The organism is Halorubrum amylolyticum, assembly GCF_004114995.1.
Classification (GTDB): Archaea; Halobacteriota; Halobacteria; order Halobacteriales; family Haloferacaceae; genus Halorubrum; species Halorubrum amylolyticum.
Map to the genome: position 1 here is coordinate 17584 of NZ_SDJP01000023.1, position 16437 is coordinate 34020.

Consider the following 16437-nt stretch of genomic DNA (forward strand, 5'->3'; position numbering starts at 1 on the left):
AGACGACCGGTGAGAAGCGGATGAGCAACGGCTGTGTGGCTGGCTTTCGGATCGGTACGCGGGGACGCCGCTCTCATATAGGCGCGAAAGCGATGCTCGACGCCCGACATCCGTGGATCGCATCGCGTTCTTTCCTTCAGAACGATTCTGGTCATTCGGAAAGCGCCGACGTCGACGTCGATGTCGACGACGACGAGGTCGGTCAGATCCCGTCGATATCGACTTCCTCTCCCGTTTCCGCCGACTCGTGAACCGCCTCGATGATCGCCATGTCCCGTAGCCCGTGTCGTCCGTCCGGATAGATCTCCCCGTCGCCGAGCAGCCGATCGGCGAAGTAGTCGAACTCCTCGCGCATCTCCCGCTCCGCGTCGAATGAACCGTGTTCGACGGTGACAGAGACGTCGCCTCGTGAGAGGCGTAACGAACACTCTCCGTGGAAGGCGGGCCGGAGATCGATCTGTCCCTCCGTTCCGGTTATTTTGAGGTGGGTGTCGTCCTGTGCGTGCTGGCTCGACATCGTGACCATCTCCACGTCACCTTCGAGGAGGAACAGCGACGACGCCGACTGGTCCGGCACGTCACTGAACGCCTCGTGTTCCGACGCCATCGTCGACCGGACGCTTCTCGGTTCGCGCCGAAGCAGGTACCTCGCGGTGTTTATCGAGTAGATGCCGAGATCCATTACCGAGGTGCCGTATCCGGCCCGGTCGGGATCGAGACGCCACTGGTCCGGATCGGGGATCATCTCCAACAGCGGCTGGCTGTTGTGCCCGTAAACGGACACGGGCTCGCCGAGGAACCCGTCGCTGATCAGCTCTCGCGCGCGCTGGACCGCCGGCTCCGTGTGCATTCGGTAGGCGATCATCAGCGGGACACCGGCCGACTCGCAGGTCTCGACGAGCCGTTCCGCACGCTCGACGGTGGCCTCCATCGGCTTCTCGCAGAGGACGGCCTTATCGAGCCTCGCCGCCGTCTCGGCGTATTCGAGGTGGAAGGCGTTCGGCGTGCCGACGTACACGGCGTCGTACGCTTCGCTCGCCGCCCCTTCGTGGAACTCATCGTAGTCGACGCCGGCGTCGACCCCGTGTTCGCGGGCCAGGCGTTCGGCCTTTTCGTGCGAGCTGCTGACGAGTACGCCGACCTCGCCGAGATCGGACGACTCGATCGCCGGCAGCGCAACGTCGAGCGTCCACCAGCCCAAGCCGATCAGAGCGTACCTGACGGTCCCGTCCGTCGTCGTCTGCCACGCCCGGTCCTCGTAGCGGTTTATCCACTCCAGCATGGTAGCGACTATCGCCCTAGCCAATAAAAATCACCGGTGCTCTCACGCGCTCCCGGCTGGGATGTCGCGGACGGTGGTTCACGGACGCGCGCAACCGTTGTGCTGCGGACGGACCCGCAACCATTATGATACCCGGCTCGGTATCGCGATCCATGCGCGGACTAGCCAAAACCGCACGCACCGGTGGGGCCATGGAGATCGTCGACCGCGATCGACCCGACCCCGGACCCGACGAAGCGCTGATCGAAGTCGATTTCGCGGGCCTCTGCGGCAGCGACGCGGGCATCTACGAGTTCGAGTCGGCGTTCGAACGGATGGATCTCCCCACCGTTATCGGTCACGAGTACACCGGGCGGATCGTCGAGGCCGGTGACGAGGTGACCGAGTTCTCGGTGGGGGATCGGGTCGTCGAACGACCGATCCGCGGCTGCGGCGAGTGCTACCAGTGTAAGATCGGCGAGGAGAACGTGTGTCAAAACGCCGTGATCACCGGCGTCGACCACGACGGGGCGTACGCGGGGTACATCGCCGTTCCGGAACGGGCACTCCACCCCGTCCCGGAACGCGTCGACCCCAAGCACGCCGCGCTCGTCGAGCCGACGAGCATCGGCGCCCGCGCCGTTATTCAGAACTCCCGCGTCGGACCGGGCGACCGGGTTCTCGTCGCCGGACCGGGGCCGATCGGACAGCTCACCGCACAGATCGCGCGGGCACAGGGCGGCGAGGTCGTCGTCGCCGGCGTGAGCGCCGATACGGAGTACCGCTTGCCGCTCGCGGAGGAACTCGGGTTCGACACGGTGAACGTGGAGGCAGACGACCTCGAGGCCCGTCGAGACGCACTGACCGATGGGGTCGGTTACGACGTCGTCTTCGACACCACCGGCCATCCCTCGGGGCTGACGATGGCCGTCGACGAGGTCCGGAAGGGCGGCCAGATCGTCCTCGTCGGACAGACGGGCGAGACGACCATGCCGTACTCGCCCCTGGTTCGCGCCGAGATCGACCTGCAGTGCTCGTACGCCTCGATGTACGAGGACTTCGAGCGCTCGCTGCGCCTGATCGACTCCGGCGGCGTCGACCACGCGACGTTCCTCGACCAGCGGTTCGACCTGCTCGAAGCCGACGGGGCGTTCGACGCGTTCCTCCGGGGCGAGACGTGTAAGCCCGTCTTCGACGTCTCCGTCCTGCGCGACTAGGCCCCCTCGCGGAGACGGTCGGGCGACATCGCCGGACGGAAAGGGCTCTCGGCGCCGGTCGGGGCGCGCACGACGAGTTCGGGATCGGCGGCGGCGACGCGCGCAGCGTCACCGGGCGGAAGTTTTACTACGGACTCCCGTAATTGCAAACCGACGATGGATTACAGCCAACTGTCCGATCCGAACGCGGAGTACACGATGCGTGACCTCTCTTCGGAGACGATGGGGATCTCGAATCCCCGCGGCGGCGCTCGCGACGTCGAGATAACCGACGTGCAGACGACGATGGTCAACGGGAACTACCCGTGGATTCTCGTCCGGGTGTACACCGACGCCGGCGTCGTCGGCACCGGAGAGGCCTACTGGGGCGGTGGCGACACCGCGATCGTCGAGCGGATGAAGCCGTTCGTCGTCGGCGAGAACCCGCTCGACATCGATCGGCTGTACGAACACCTCGTCCAGAAGATGTCCGGGGAGGGATCGATATCGGGGAAGACCGTCTCGGCCATCTCGGGGATCGAAATCGCGCTTCACGACGTCGCGGGGAAGCTCCTCGACGTCCCGGCGTACCAACTCGTCGGCGGAAAGTACCGGGACGAGGTGCGGATCTACTGCGACCTCCACACGGAGAACGAGGCCGACCCGCAGGCCTGCGCGGACGAGGGCGAACGGGTCGTGGAGGAGCTCGGCTACGACGCGATCAAGTTCGACCTCGACGTTCCGTCGGGACACGAGAAGGACCGGGCGAACCGCCACCTCCGGAACCCGGAGATCGATCACAAGGTCGAGATCGTGGAGGCCGTCACCGAGCGGGTCGGTGACCGCGCCGACGTGGCCTTCGACTGCCACTGGTCGTTTACCGCGGGGTCGGCCAAACGGCTCGCGGACGCCGTCGAGGAGTACGACGTGTGGTGGCTCGAAGACCCGATCCCGCCCGAGAACCACGAGGTCCAAGCGGAGGTGACGAAGTCGACGACCACCCCGATCGCCGTCGGAGAGAACGTGTACCGGAAGTTCGGCCAGCGAACGCTGCTGGAGCCGCAGGCCGTCGACATCGTCGCGCCCGACCTCCCCCGCGTCGGGGGGATGCGCGAGACGCGAAAGGTCGCGGACCTGGCCGACATGTACTACATCCCCGTCGCGATGCACAACGTCTCCTCGCCGATCGGGACGATGGCGTCCGCGCACGTGGCCGCCGCGATTCCGAACTCGCTGGCCGTGGAGTACCACTCGTACGAGCTCGGCTGGTGGGAGGACCTCGTCGAGGAGGACGGGCTCATCGAGGACGGTCGGATGGAGATACCCGAGGAGCCGGGGCTCGGACTCACGCTCGATTTGGACGCCGTCGAGGAGCACATGGTCGACGGGGAGACGCTGTTCGACGAAGCGTAGCTTCGTCGGGCAAGCAAATCTCCGATTTGCGTTGGTTGACGGGGCGCGGAACGACGTGTTCGCCGGGCGGTACTATTTTAACCCTCTCAGTAGAGGCACGACACATGCGGTATTACCGCGTTCCAGAGACGGGAGAGGGTACTGCCAGGGCGTCGCTGATCGCCGTCGACGACGGCGGGGCCGCGTACGACCTCACGTCGGCGTCCGCCGATCTCGGATCGTTTTCGGACTTGGCCCGCGCGGCGAACGCCGCCGGCCGATCGGTCGACAACATCGCTCACGACCGGCTGCCCGACGCGGACCGGTACGAGTCGGACGCCGTCGAGAACGACGCGTTGCGGCCGGTCGTCCCGGACGAGGTCTGGGCGGCGGGCGTCACGTACAGCATCAGCGAGGAGGCCCGGGAAGCGGAGAGCGGAAAGCCCGAGGTGTACATCGACGTGTACGACAGCGGCCGGCCCGAGCTGTTCCTGAAGGCGACGGCGTCACGGACGGTCGGTCCCCGCGACGCCGTCGGTATCCGTGGCGACTCCGACTGGGACGTACCGGAGCCCGAGCTGGCGATCGTCCTGCACCGCGGCGAGGTCGTCGGGTACACCGTCGGCAACGACGTCTCCAGCCGCGACATCGAGGGCGAGAACCCGCTTTACCTCCCGCAGGCGAAGGTGTACGATCGCTGTTGTTCGATAGGTCCGTGCGTCGTCTCGGCGGAGTCGGTCGGCGACCCGCACGACCTCTCGATGTCGCTCGCCATCGAGCGGAACGGGGTGACCGTGTTCGAGGACTCGACGTCGACGGCCGAGATGGCGACGACCTGCGAGACGCTCGTCGACTACCTCCGGCGTCACAACAGGCTCCCCGAAACGGGCGTCCTCCTCACTGGGACCGCCCTCGTCCCCCCCGAGGACTTCACGCTACGCGAGGGGGACCGCGTCTCGATCGACATCGAGGGCATCGGCGAGCTGATCAACACCGCAACGGTCGTGTGAGCGTCCATTCTGCGATCCCACGGGACACCGCGTGGAGTCCGACTGCAACGGACCCCGAGCCGTCGTTCGCGGCGCTCGACTCGGACCCGACCGCCACGGCGGCCCCGACGCCGTCGGGGTAACAACAATCTTTATCAGCGCCCACGAGAGGTCACGGGTATGGACGAGTACACACACAGTCCGGTGTCCGTCTCGGGGAAGCGCGTCGTCGTCGTCGGCGGAACCAGCGGGATCGGTCAGGCGCTCGCCGTCGGATTCGCGGCCGACGGGGCCGACGTGATCGCGACGAGTCGGAGCAGGGACCGGGTCGAGGAGACGGCCGCCCTCCTCTCGGAACGCGGGGCGGAAACGGCGTCGGTCACGTGCGACGTCACCGACCGCGAATCGCTCCGGGCCGTGCGGTCTCGCGCGGAGGAGGTCCTCGGCGGCGTCGACGCCGTTATCGCCTCTCAGGGGGCGATCTCTCGCGAGTCGGTCCGCGACGTCGGAGACGGTGAGTGGGACGGCGTCACCGACGTGGCGCTCGACGGCGTCATGCGCGTCGTCCAGACCTTCGCCCCGGCGATGGACGACGGCGGGAGCTTCGTGAACGTCTCCTCGCTCGCGGCGCGGCTCGCGATGGCGGATCTTCCGGCGTATTCGGCCGCCAAGGGGGGCGTGGAGGCGTTCACCCGCGCCGCGGCGAAGGAACTCGCTCCCGAGGTCAGGGTCAACGCCATCGCTCCCGGGTTCTTCATCACCCCGCAAAACGAGGAGACCTACGCCGAGGGGACCGAGAAGCGACGGCGGATCGAACGCCGATCCCCCATGGGTCGCGTCGGGGAGCGCGAGGAACTGATCGGCGCCGCGATCTACCTCTGTAGCGACAGCGCCTCCTACGTCACCGGAGAGGTGCTCACCGTCGACGGCGGATTCGCACCGAGCGCGCTCTAGTCCGACTCACGTCGGAGTCCGCGCCCCGCTCCGACACCTCCTCGGTCGGATCGGCTCGCGCCCGAGGGGTATGAACCATGATCAATCATAACTATTAATACCGGGCCATGAAATGTGGGACCATGGCAGACGATGACAGCCACTTCAGCGTTACAGCTGGTGCTAACGTCTCGCGTCGAAGTGTGATGCGTCAGCTCGGTGCCGCCACGGCGATCGGGGGACTCGCCGGGTGCCTGCAACAGGAGAGCACCGGCGATGACGGGTCCGATGGGTCAGGTGACGACGGCGGTAACGGCGGCGGTAACGGCTCGGCGCCGTCGTACCAGCGCGTCGATCTTACGCCGCCGCCCACGGAGATGGACTTCTCCCGCGACCCGCCGGAGAGGGACATCACGATGGTGTGTCACAACGGCGCTATCTCGTTCTGGAACCCGACGATCGGCGGCCTCCACGACGCGGCCAGCCAACTCGGATGGAACGCGACGTTCACCGGTCCGTCCGGCGGATTCAGCGTGCAGGAGCAGGTCAACATCCTCGAGAACGTCGTCGCGTCTGACCCCGACGTCATCGCGACGACGGTCAGCGACTCGGAAGCGTACAACCAGGTCATCAACGACGCGATCGACAACGACATCGTCGTGTTGACGTTCAACACGAACAGCCTCCGGGCGGAGGGACAGTCGTACATGCGCGAGGAGTTCGGTCGCGTCCTTCCCTTCGCCGGTCAGGATCAGTACTCCTCGGGGTACGCCAACGGCATGGCGCTCATCGAGAAGCTCCCGGACGACGCGAGCAAGATCACCGTCGGCTTGGCGGACCCGGCTCACAGCGGGCAGGCCGCGCGGGCGAGCGGCGCGGAAGACGCAGTCCGGCAGAACACCGACATCGAGATCACCGAGCGAGTCAACTACACCGACGACTCCAGCGAGGGGGTCTCGCGCATCGCGAACCACCTCTCCGCGAACCCGGACCTCGACGCGATGGTCGGGAGCGACGTCTACTCTTGGTTCATCGGACGAGCCGCCGAAGAGGAGGGAACCGCGGACGATCTGGTCATCGGCGGGTTCGATCTCGATCAGAACACGCTCGATTACATTCAGGGGGGCGTCATGAACTACACGACCGGACAGGACCCGTACAGTCAGGGGTACGTCCCCGTGATCCAGGCGTTCGCGTACCTCGAACGGGGGATGCCGCCGAAGGAGTACCTGACCGGCGCGGAGATCGTGGATCAAGGGAACATCGACTTCGCCCTGGAGCGTCGAAACTGGGGAGACCTCATCGAGTACCACGACGCATGACCCTTCGAACACCGCGCACCATCCCACACTCAAGCTAAACGATGGAAGACACAGACAGCGTTCTCCACACGAGGGAACTCACGAAGCACTTCGGTAGCATCGTTGCCGTCGAGGACGTCGACATCTCGCTGCGGGAGGGCGAGGTGATGGCGCTGGTCGGCGACAACGGCGCCGGGAAATCGACGCTCATCAAGACGCTCTGCGGCGTTCACCGGCCGACGCGGGGAGAGATCTACGTCCGGGGAGAGCCGGTCGCGTTCGAGGACTACAGCGACGCCCGCGAGAGGGGGATCGAGACGGTGTATCAGGACCTCGCGCTCGCGGAGAAGCAGTCCGTGGCCGCGAACGTGTTCCTCGGCCACGAACCCGTCCGACAGGACCCGCTGGGCAAGCTGTTCGGCGTCGTCGACGAGGCTCGGATGGTCGAACGGGCCCGAGAGAGCCTCGATAGGGTCCAGATCCCGGTGGACCCGCACGCGCGGGTGAGCGATCTCTCGGGAGGCCAACAGCAGGCGGTCGCGATCGCCCGCGCGCTGCAATCGGACCCGGACATCCTGATCCTCGACGAGCCGACGAGCGCCCTCTCGATCGAGGGCGCACGGAACGTGCTACGCGTCATCGACGACCTCCGCGACCAAGGGTTGGCGATCATCCTCATCAGCCACAACATCCGACAGGTGATCACCATCGCAGACCGGATATCCGTCCTGGCCCAAGGCCGGTTGGCGGGCGTCCGAGACGCCGACGACGTGACGCGTGACGAGGTCATCGCGCTGATGATGGGCGCCGAGGACGAATCGGAGATCCGGGAGCTCGACCTCTCAGACTCGTCGGAGGAGGCGTCAGCATGAGCGGCGATGCCCAGTCGACCGACGCCGGTTCGGGATCGGCCAACGCCGGTTCGGGAATGCTGGAACGCGCCGTTGGTGGGGGATCAGACAACGCGCTCCTCCGGCTGGTACGGCGGCGCGAGATGGGCGTGCTCGTCGGGTTCGTCCTCCTGTTCGGGCTCATCGCCGTCACGCGTCCGGACCTGTTCTTCGAGTGGGACAGCCTCAGCAACATCTTCTCGCGACTGCTCCGGCAGGCCGCCCCGTACGTGATCATCGGGATCGGCATGACCTACCTCATGATCGGCGGGGAGTTCGACCTCTCGGTCGGGGCGATGTACGGCGTCGCGGGGCTCTCGTTCGCGATGCTGCTCACCGAGTTCCGGCTCACGGTTCCGGCGGCGCTGGTCGCCGTCCTCCTCATGGGGGCTGTCGTCGGCACGGCGAACGGCGTCATCGTCACCAAGATCGGTATCCCGTCGCTGATAACCACGATCGGAATGATGAGCATCCTCCGCGGTGTCGCCTACGTGCTCACGTCGGGCGGGTCCCAGCAGATGCCCGACGATCTGGCGTTGGTCGACGTGTTCGGCGGCTCCGTCACCGCCGCCGGCGTCGAGGTCACGTATCAGGTGTTCTGGATGCTCGGGTTGCTCGTCGTCTTCGGCGCGATCCTCCAGAAGACGCGGTTCGGACACCATGTGTACGCGACGGGAGACGACGAGTCCGCGGCCAGCCGGAGCGGAATCGACACCGACCGCGTGAAGATAGCGAATTTCGTTCTCACCGGTCTCGTCACCGCCTTCGCGGGCATCGTCGCGGTCTCGTACTACGGGTCGATGTTCGGGTCCGCGGGCCGCGGATTCGAGCTGCTCATCATCGCCGCGGTCGTCATCGGCGGAACGAACCTCTTCGGCGGGGAGGGAAGCGTCTCGGGGATGTTCCTCGGCTCGCTCGTCATCGCCGTGATCCCGGTCTTACTCGTTTTGAACGGGCTCTCGGTCGACATTCAGGAGACGCTCACCGGGGTCGTCATCATCGGCGCCGTTATCGTCGACATCTTCCTACGGAAATAGGCGTCCGCCGGATCGACCGTCCGTTCCGGAACGGGCGTTCCGTCGATTCCCCTCCTCCCGTCCGCGCGGACCGCCGCGTGTCTCGGGGCGCCCCCGGCTACTCCCGGCGAATATACGTGACCGGACAGGGGGCGTTCAGGAGGATCTGCTGTGCGCTGTCGCCGAACATCGCCTTCCCGGCAGGAGACCGTCCGGTCCCGCCGATGAACAGGAGGTCCGCGTCGAGTTCCGCCGCCATCCGAACGATCTCGGTTCGCGGGTCGCCGATGCTCCCGCGGATCTCCGTTTCGATGCCGGCGTCCCCGAGGCGCGCCGCAGGCGTCCTGACGTCGTCGTGCCGCGTCGCGAGCGCGTCCGGCTGGAGATCGCCGGTCGTCGGTTCGACGTCGAGCTGGTCCATCAGTCGGTCGTACTCCTCGCGCGGGAACACGTGGAGCAGGTACACCGTCGCGTCGGCCGGTCCGGCGATCGGCGCGACGACGTCGAGGAGGTCGGTCGCGTGGTCGCGATCGTTCGGTCCGATGGCTACTAACACGCGGTCGAGCGTTTCCATGTTCGACCTTCGATCGACGCCAAGTTAGGTGTTATGGTGGAACACGGTCACAGCGCGCTCGTGTGAGTCGTCGGTAACGCGGCGGTTGAGGCCTCCGAGATCCGGTACCGTAAGAGTCGTATGGGTGGAGGAACTCGTTGCCGACGATGGCGAAACCGAACCGAAACTACATCGACGGAGAGTGGGTCACCGCATCGACCGACGAGACGGTCGCGGTTCACGACCCGGCGAACCCTGACGACGTCGTCGCCGCGTACCAGCAGTCGGGTGCGGCGGACGCCGCCCGGGCGGTCGAGGCGGCCGCCTCGGCGCAGGACGACTGGGCCGAGACCCCGGGGCCGACACGCGGAAAGACGCTCCGAGAGGCGGGAGCGATACTCGACCGGCAGAAGGAGGCGTTGACCGACGCGCTCGTGGCGGAGGAGGGGAAGGCGCGCCCCGAGGCGGCCGGCGAAGTGCAGCGGGCGATCGACATCTTCTATTATTTCGCCTCGAAGGCGGCCGACCTGAGCGGGACGAGAAAGGCGTCAAGCGGGAGGGACGCGAACCTGTACACGCGGAAGGACCCGGTGGGCGTCGCCGCCCTCATAACCCCGTGGAACTACCCGATAGCGATTCCCGCGTGGAAGCTCGCGCCCGCGCTCGCGGCGGGGAACGCGGTCGTTCTGAAGCCGGCGTCGCTCGCGCCGGGCGTCGCGATCGCCATCGCGGAGGCGCTGGAGGAGGCCGGTCTCCCCGACGGCGTGTTGAACGTCGTCACCGGCCCCGGGAGCGACGTCGGCGACGAGATCGTCGGCCACGAGGCGGTGGACGCCGTCTCCTTCACCGGCAGCAGCGAGGTCGGGGAGATGGTGTACGAGCGGGCCGCGGCCGCCGGCAAGCGGGTCCAAACCGAGCTCGGCGGAAAGAACCCGACGGTCGTCTCGGCGTCGGCTGACCCGGAAGAGGCGGCGGAGATCGTGGCGAGCGGCGGGTTCGGAACCACCGGACAGTCGTGCACCGCCTGCTCCCGCGCCATCGTGCACGAGGACGTCGTCGACGAGTTCACCGACGCACTCGCGGAGCGCGCCGAGTCGATCGACGTGGGGCCCGGCAACGCCCACGAGATGGGTCCACAGGTCAGCGCGGCGGAGTTGGACTCGACGCTGGAGTACATCGAGATCGCCGAAGACGAGGGGGCGACGCTGCTCGCGGGAGGCGGAGAGCCCGAGGGGAGCGCGGTCGAAAACGGCCACTTCGTCGAGCCGACCGTCTTCGCCGACGTCTCCCCCGACATGCGGATCGCACGGGAGGAGGTGTTCGGGCCGGTGATCGCCGTCATCGAGGTGGGCGATTTCGACGAGGCCGTCGACGTCGCGAACGACATCGAGTACGGACTGTCCGCCAGCGTGGTGACCGACGATCACACCGAGGCGAACCGGTTCGTCGACGAGGTCGAGTCCGGAGTGGTGAAAGTCAACGAGAAGACGACCGGGTTGGAACTCCACGTACCGTTCGGCGGAGTCAAACGGTCCTCCTCGGAGACCTGGCGCGAGCAGGGGGACGCCGGGCTCGAGTTCTACACCATCGAGACGACGGTGTACGACAACTACTGATCGCGGAGCGCCCGCCGCATTTTCGCCGAACGACCCGGTGAGCGACTGGCGTTCGGTTCGCGGGCGTTCGGTTCGCGGTCGTTCGGTTCGCGGGCGTTCGGCTCGCAGGGATCTGATCTGCGCGTATTCCGCCATGACATTTCGTATTTCAGAACAGCTTGACGCCACACCGTCCGAACAAATTACAATCGTACGGTTGTAATGATTTCGTGATTTCGGGGTCGTCCTTCGGCCCTGTGCGGCGCTGGGGGCGGACGCCGCCGGTTTCGACGCGACTGCGTCCGCAATGCGTTCTGACACGCGGAACGGTTCGCCGGGTTCGACGACTGCGACGGTTTCCACGATTTTGGCGGCCGAGGCGGCGATCGGCGGGATGCGGACGCAGCCGGGTCAGTAGTTGATGTTCAGTTCGATGACGTTGGCGGCGCTGAGGACTCGCTCGGCCAAGTCCCCGTGAAGTTCCTCGTCGCTGACTCGGCTGGCGGGCGCCGAGACGCTTATCGCGCCCAACACGTCGTCGGCCGAGTCCTTGACGGGGGCCGCGATACAGCGCAGCCCTTCGAGGCGCTCGCCGTCGTCGATCGCGTACCCGCGCTCGCGGACGCCGTCCAGCGCCTCGAACAGCTCCTCCCGGGTGCCGATGCTGTTCGGGGTCTTTCGGTCGAGCCCGTGCCGTTCGACGATTTCGTTCACGCGAGCCTCGGGGAGGTGAGTGAGGATCGCCTTCCCGAGCGCGGTCGTGTGGAGGTGGGTTCGGAGTCCGGCGTAGGTGTCGAGGTCGACGGCGGCCTGACCCTTCGATCGCATCAGGTACACGCCGAGCCCCTGCTCCTCGACGAGCATGTTCGCGAGTTCGCCCGTCTCGTCCGCGAGGGATTTCACCTCCGGCTCGGCGACCTGGTAGAGCTCCATCGACTTCCGGGTCGCCCCGCCGACCTCGAGGAACTTCAGTCCGATCTGATACTCGTCGTCGGTCTGGATCACGTACCCGTGTTTCCGAAGGGTCGTCAGGTGGTTGTGCACCGCGCTCTTTCCCATCCCGACCTCGTCGGCCAGCTCCGTCACTCCGCTGGGACCCCGCTCCATCAGCGTCTCAATCAGCGTGAGGGTCTTCTCCGTCGTCCGAACCGGATGTTTCGCGTCCATAGTGATCGTTTGGCATACACATCGGCATAAGTGTTCTGGGAGCGAGAACGGTCACGCGGAGCGCCGCCCCACGTCCGCGGCGCCGGGATCGACGAGACGGCGAGCGGCGACGGCGTCCGCCCCGCGCCTTCCGCCCGACGAGCGCGACCGCATCTCCTAGGGATAATTATTATAGTCTCTCCCTCGAAACGCTCGACGTATGCAACTCGGCGTACTCACGGCGCAGCCGCTCGGACACATGGACAGGTCGGACGCGTTCGCGTTCCTCGAATCGCTCGGCGTCGATGCCGTGGAACTCGGCGCAGGCGGTCTGATCGGCTCCGATCACATCGATCGGCGCGAGCTGCTCGACAGCGACGAGGCGCGGGCGGACCTCGAAGCCGATCTGGCGGAACACGACCTCGAGGTCTGCGGGCTCGCCGTCCACGACAACCCGCTGCACCCGGACCCCGAACGACAGGCCCGCGTCGACACCGAGACGCGAGAGGCGATCCGGCTGGCGGCCGAGCTCGACGTCGACCGCGTCATCACCTTCTCCGGTCTCCCGGCCGGCGGTCCGGAGGACAGCGTCCCCAACTGGGTGACGTTCCCGTGGCCACAGGAGCACTCGGAGGCGCTGGAGTACCAGTGGGAGGTCGCGGTCGACTACTGGAGCGATCTCGGCGCCTACGCCGACGATCACGGCGTCGACATCGCCATCGAGATGCATCCGAACATGCTCGTCTACGACCCGGTCGCCATGGTGGAGCTTCGGGAGGCGACCCACGAGCGCGTGGGGGCGAATCTCGACCCGTCACACCTCTGGTGGCAGGGCATAGACATTCCGAAGGCGATCCGGTACCTAGGCGACCGCGACGCGATCCACTACGTCCACGCGAAGGATGTCCGCGTGTACGACGCCAACGCCGAGATCGAGGGCGTGCTCGACAACAAGGGGTTCGATCGCGAGGAGGAGCGCGCGTGGCTGTTCCGGTCGGTCGGCTACGGTCACGACGAGGACGCGTGGCGGGACATCGTCAGCACGCTCCGGCTCGTCGGCTACGACGACGTCCTCAGCATCGAGTGGGAGGACGGCCTCGCCGAGCCGACGGAGGGACTGGAGAAGGCCGTGACGATGCTCCAAGACGGGCTCTTACGCAAGCAGGCGGACGTCGATTGGGTCCCGGAGTGACGCGCCCGCCGTCGGAGTCCCCGGCGTCCGGAGCCGTCGCCGCCGGGTTATATGTAGATCGAACGTGACGTATCGCGCATGAGCGACTCCCGATCGAGCGAATCGACGCCGGGCGGCCCGCGAGCGACCGACTCGACGCTCGGCGGCGTCCCCGACGGGACCCGACCGACGGCGTTGCTGGAAAGCGTCCAGCGGCTCGCCGACATCGGGGTGTGGACGCACGACGACGCCGACGGAACGTGGTGGAGCGACCGCGCGAAGGCGATCCTCGGCGTCGACCCCGAGACGCGGCCCTCGTTCGGCGCGGTCGCCGACCGGCTCGTCGAGCCCGACTGCGAACGGACGCGAGAGCTCTTCGACCGGGCACGCGACCGGGGCGAGGCGTTCGAGGTCGAAGTCGGGTTCGTCGACGGCGGAACGACCGAGCGGTACCTCCGCATCTGCGGTGCGCCGGACCGGCACGGGTCGGGCGGCGGCGCGCTGCACGGCACCGTTCAGAACGTCACGGACGCGAAACGACAGGAGCAGCGGATCGAGGTGCTCCGGAAGACGAGCCAGGAGCTCCGGGAAGCGAACTCGAGACAGGCCGTCGCCGAGATCATGGCGGACACGGCGAAGAACATCCTCGGACTGGACAACACGACGATCAGACTCGTCGACGAGAGCGAGGGGACCTTACAGGTCGTCGTCGTCACCGAGGAGTGCGTCACGAAGGCCGGAACCCGGCCCGATTACCCGGCCGACGAGGACACGCCCGCGGCCCGCACGTTCAGAACCGGAGAGCCGGAGCTGCACACCGATCACAGCTCGACCGAGGACGACTGGGAGCGCGGGGACCTCCGTTCGGGACTGTACGTGCCCATCGGCGATCACGGCGTGTTGAGCGCCGGCGACATCACCGTCAACGCGTTCGACGAGCGCGACGTCGAGGCGGCGAGTCTGCTCGGACAGCTCGGCGCGAAGGCCATCACGCGGATCGGCTGGACGAGACGGTCTCGGGCGATCTGATCGACGGGCGGGACGGCCCGCGAACTGACCGCGTGGTCCGGGTGACCGTCCCGCGTCGCCGACGATTCCGAGGGCGGATTCCGGACGACGCGTTCTCGATATGTTAATATCGCTCATTTCCGGGCGAATTATATAAACTGATTTACCACTTCGCGCGTATCACACGCGTATGCTCGGGGCAACGGACGGCCGCACGCTGAAGACGACGGAGACGTCGTTGCACGTACTCGATCTGGTGCTGGAGCACGGCGGACTCACGCTCGCCGAACTCGATCGGATGGTCGACAAGCCGAAAAGCTCGCTTCACAGCCACCTCAACACCCTGTTGGCGTGTCGCTATCTCGTGAAGGACGGACGGACGTATCTGGCCAGCTTCAAGTTCGCGGAGCGCGGCGAGCGAGCGAGACGAAGCGAGCTCGAGTCCGTCGCCACGGAGGCGGTGGAACGGCTCGCCGAGATCACCGGCGAAGAGGCCAACTTCACCGTCCTCGAACACGGCCGGCTGCTCCTCCTCCACGGGTCCTCGAACCAGTCGTCCGGACCAGACGCGGAGACGGGGTTCCGAACGGAGTACTATCTCCACAACACCGCCGCCGGAAAGGCGATCCTCGCCCAGCTGGAACCCGAGCGCGTCGAACGCATCCTCGACGAGTGGGGGATGCCGCGCGAGATTGAGGCGACGATCACGGACCGAGAGCGGCTGTACGAGCAGTTGGAGGAGATAGCCGACGACGGGTACGCGATCGTCGACGAGGAGTTCGCGCCGGGGCTCGTCGCCGTCGGCACGCCCGTCCGCGTCGACGGCGAGATCATCGGCGGGGTGAGCGTCGGCGGTCCGAAGTACCGGATCAACACGTCGCGGCTACACGGGGAGCTCGCGGAGGCGGTCATCGACGCCGCCGGCGAAATGGAGAACGCGCTCACGGACTGACCCGTTCACGGGTCGAGTCCGTTTACGGGTCGAGTCCGTTTACGATATGTGAACGCGTTCCGCACGGGTGTCCCCGGATGGCGCGCCGCAGGATCGTGAATTACACCGGGGGGAGGAACAAGTGAATTACAGTACTATGGCCGTAATCAGGATACGACTCACCGCGTGCCGACCGGCGTCGCACTCGGCGCGGAGTTCCCGAGGGCGGTGGCTGGTACCACACGGCGACCGCATCGCGTGATATTCTCTGTCGTACGACCACTCAACCGGCCCGATCGCGGAGCTGACGGCTGGCGTCCGTTCGACCCGTGCGAGCGATCGGCGAACGCGGGCGGGTTCATGTGAGAGCGCTCGAAATGAGAGACGTGTTACCTAACCATACTATGAAATGCGTTCGCATAATGTGAATATCGAACGGGTGTGCCTCCGCATTCGGGGCCGTGCCGACGCGTTCAGTACGCCGCGTTCTCGGGCGTCCTCGCGTGTTTCCGCGGCTCTCGCCCCCAAACATTTTTACGGAGATGCCGCATGTTTCCCGGTGTCATGGGTGACAATCAGCGGTTCATCCGACCGGAAGACGTGGAGACGCTGGAGCTGAGCTGGGGGACCATCAAGTGGCTCAGTACCCCGGAAACGACCGGCGCCGAGTCGTTCAGTTCCGGCGTCGTCGTGTTGAAACCCGGCGAGGGTCACGAGCGGCACACCCATCCGGACAGCGAGGAGGTCCTGTACTTCCTGAACGGAGAGGGCGTCCAGACCGTCGAAGACGACGTGCGGGAGGTGGCCGCGGGCGACATGGTGTACATTCCCGCCGGCGTCGAGCACAGCACCGAAAACACCTCGTGGGAGCCTCTTCGGTTCATCGCGATGTACGGGCCGCCGGGTCCGGAGTCGGAGATCCGCGAGGCCCCGGACTGCGAGGTCGTTCCGCCCGGAGAGTGACGACCCCTCCGCAACCGACGATTCCGCCGCAACCGCCGTCGTGCGCGCGCAACGGGGTCACGTCGGGAGCTACCCGAACTTTGAATACCTGG

The 16437-nt window shown here is 66.5% G+C and carries 15 protein-coding genes; 12 read left to right on the forward strand and 3 right to left on the reverse strand.

Annotated features, from left to right (window positions below; translation table 11 throughout):
• Positions 1-202: 202 nt before the first annotated feature.
• Positions 203-1282, reverse strand: coding sequence for a D-xylose 1-dehydrogenase Gfo6 (gene gfo6, locus ESO89_RS13970; RefSeq protein WP_128906080.1), 1080 nt, complete (start codon positions 1280-1282; stop codon positions 203-205).
• Positions 1283-1434: 152 nt separating this feature from the next.
• Between gfo6 and ESO89_RS13975 the strand changes: the two genes are divergently transcribed.
• From ESO89_RS13975 to ESO89_RS14005, 7 genes are all read left to right on the forward strand, one after another.
• The gene (locus ESO89_RS13975) at positions 1435-2478 is read left to right on the forward strand and encodes a zinc-dependent alcohol dehydrogenase (protein ID WP_128906081.1); all 1044 of its coding nucleotides are present in this window, start codon (positions 1435-1437) and stop codon (positions 2476-2478) included.
• A 156-nt stretch (positions 2479-2634) separates the two neighbouring features.
• On the forward strand, positions 2635-3870 hold the full coding sequence (locus ESO89_RS13980) for a mandelate racemase/muconate lactonizing enzyme family protein (protein WP_128906082.1): 1236 nt from the start codon (positions 2635-2637) through the stop codon (positions 3868-3870).
• Between the two features lie 104 nt (positions 3871-3974).
• Positions 3975-4859, forward strand: a complete 885-nt coding sequence (locus tag ESO89_RS13985; RefSeq protein WP_128906083.1) for a fumarylacetoacetate hydrolase family protein — start codon at positions 3975-3977, stop codon at positions 4857-4859.
• 159 nt (positions 4860-5018) lie between these two features.
• Positions 5019-5792 (forward strand): SDR family NAD(P)-dependent oxidoreductase, encoded by a 774-nt coding sequence (locus ESO89_RS13990; RefSeq protein ID WP_128906084.1) that lies wholly within the window; start codon positions 5019-5021, stop codon positions 5790-5792.
• A gap of 122 nt (positions 5793-5914) precedes the next feature.
• The gene (locus ESO89_RS13995) at positions 5915-7093 is read left to right on the forward strand and encodes a substrate-binding domain-containing protein (RefSeq protein ID WP_128906085.1); all 1179 of its coding nucleotides are present in this window, start codon (positions 5915-5917) and stop codon (positions 7091-7093) included.
• A 41-nt stretch (positions 7094-7134) separates the two neighbouring features.
• Positions 7135-7944, forward strand: a complete 810-nt coding sequence (locus ESO89_RS14000; protein WP_128906086.1) for an ATP-binding cassette domain-containing protein — start codon at positions 7135-7137, stop codon at positions 7942-7944.
• Positions 7941-8999: an ABC transporter permease gene (locus tag ESO89_RS14005; protein ID WP_206731768.1), complete on the forward strand. Its 1059-nt coding sequence runs from the start codon at positions 7941-7943 to the stop codon at positions 8997-8999. The genes ESO89_RS14000 and ESO89_RS14005 overlap by 4 nt, the downstream gene beginning before the upstream one ends.
• A 97-nt stretch (positions 9000-9096) precedes the next feature.
• On the opposite strand, the gene ESO89_RS14010 is transcribed toward ESO89_RS14005, so the two are convergent.
• The gene (locus ESO89_RS14010; RefSeq protein ID WP_128906087.1) at positions 9097-9552 is read right to left on the reverse strand and encodes a universal stress protein; all 456 of its coding nucleotides are present in this window, start codon (positions 9550-9552) and stop codon (positions 9097-9099) included.
• Positions 9553-9698: 146 nt separating this feature from the next.
• Between ESO89_RS14010 and xacF the strand changes: the two genes are divergently transcribed.
• Entirely contained in the window at positions 9699-11147 is a 1449-nt protein-coding gene (gene xacF / locus ESO89_RS14015) for a 2,5-dioxovalerate dehydrogenase (protein ID WP_128906088.1), read from the forward strand.
• Positions 11148-11537: 390 nt separating this feature from the next.
• On the opposite strand, the gene ESO89_RS14020 is transcribed toward xacF, so the two are convergent.
• Positions 11538-12293: an IclR family transcriptional regulator gene (locus ESO89_RS14020; RefSeq protein WP_128906089.1), complete on the reverse strand. Its 756-nt coding sequence runs from the start codon at positions 12291-12293 to the stop codon at positions 11538-11540.
• A gap of 199 nt (positions 12294-12492) precedes the next feature.
• Between ESO89_RS14020 and ESO89_RS14025 the strand changes: the two genes are divergently transcribed.
• From ESO89_RS14025 to ESO89_RS14040, 4 genes are all read left to right on the forward strand, one after another.
• Positions 12493-13464: a sugar phosphate isomerase/epimerase family protein gene (locus ESO89_RS14025; protein ID WP_128906090.1), complete on the forward strand. Its 972-nt coding sequence runs from the start codon at positions 12493-12495 to the stop codon at positions 13462-13464.
• 78 nt (positions 13465-13542) lie between these two features.
• The gene (locus ESO89_RS14030) at positions 13543-14472 is read left to right on the forward strand and encodes a GAF domain-containing protein (RefSeq protein WP_128906091.1); all 930 of its coding nucleotides are present in this window, start codon (positions 13543-13545) and stop codon (positions 14470-14472) included.
• 169 nt (positions 14473-14641) lie between these two features.
• A complete protein-coding gene (locus ESO89_RS14035) occupies positions 14642-15403 on the forward strand; it encodes an IclR family transcriptional regulator (RefSeq protein WP_128906092.1) in 762 nt (253 codons plus the stop codon).
• A gap of 543 nt (positions 15404-15946) precedes the next feature.
• Complete coding sequence (locus ESO89_RS14040; protein WP_128906093.1) at positions 15947-16345, forward strand: cupin domain-containing protein; 399 nt, start codon at positions 15947-15949, stop codon at positions 16343-16345.
• The last annotated feature ends 92 nt before the right edge of the window (positions 16346-16437 follow it).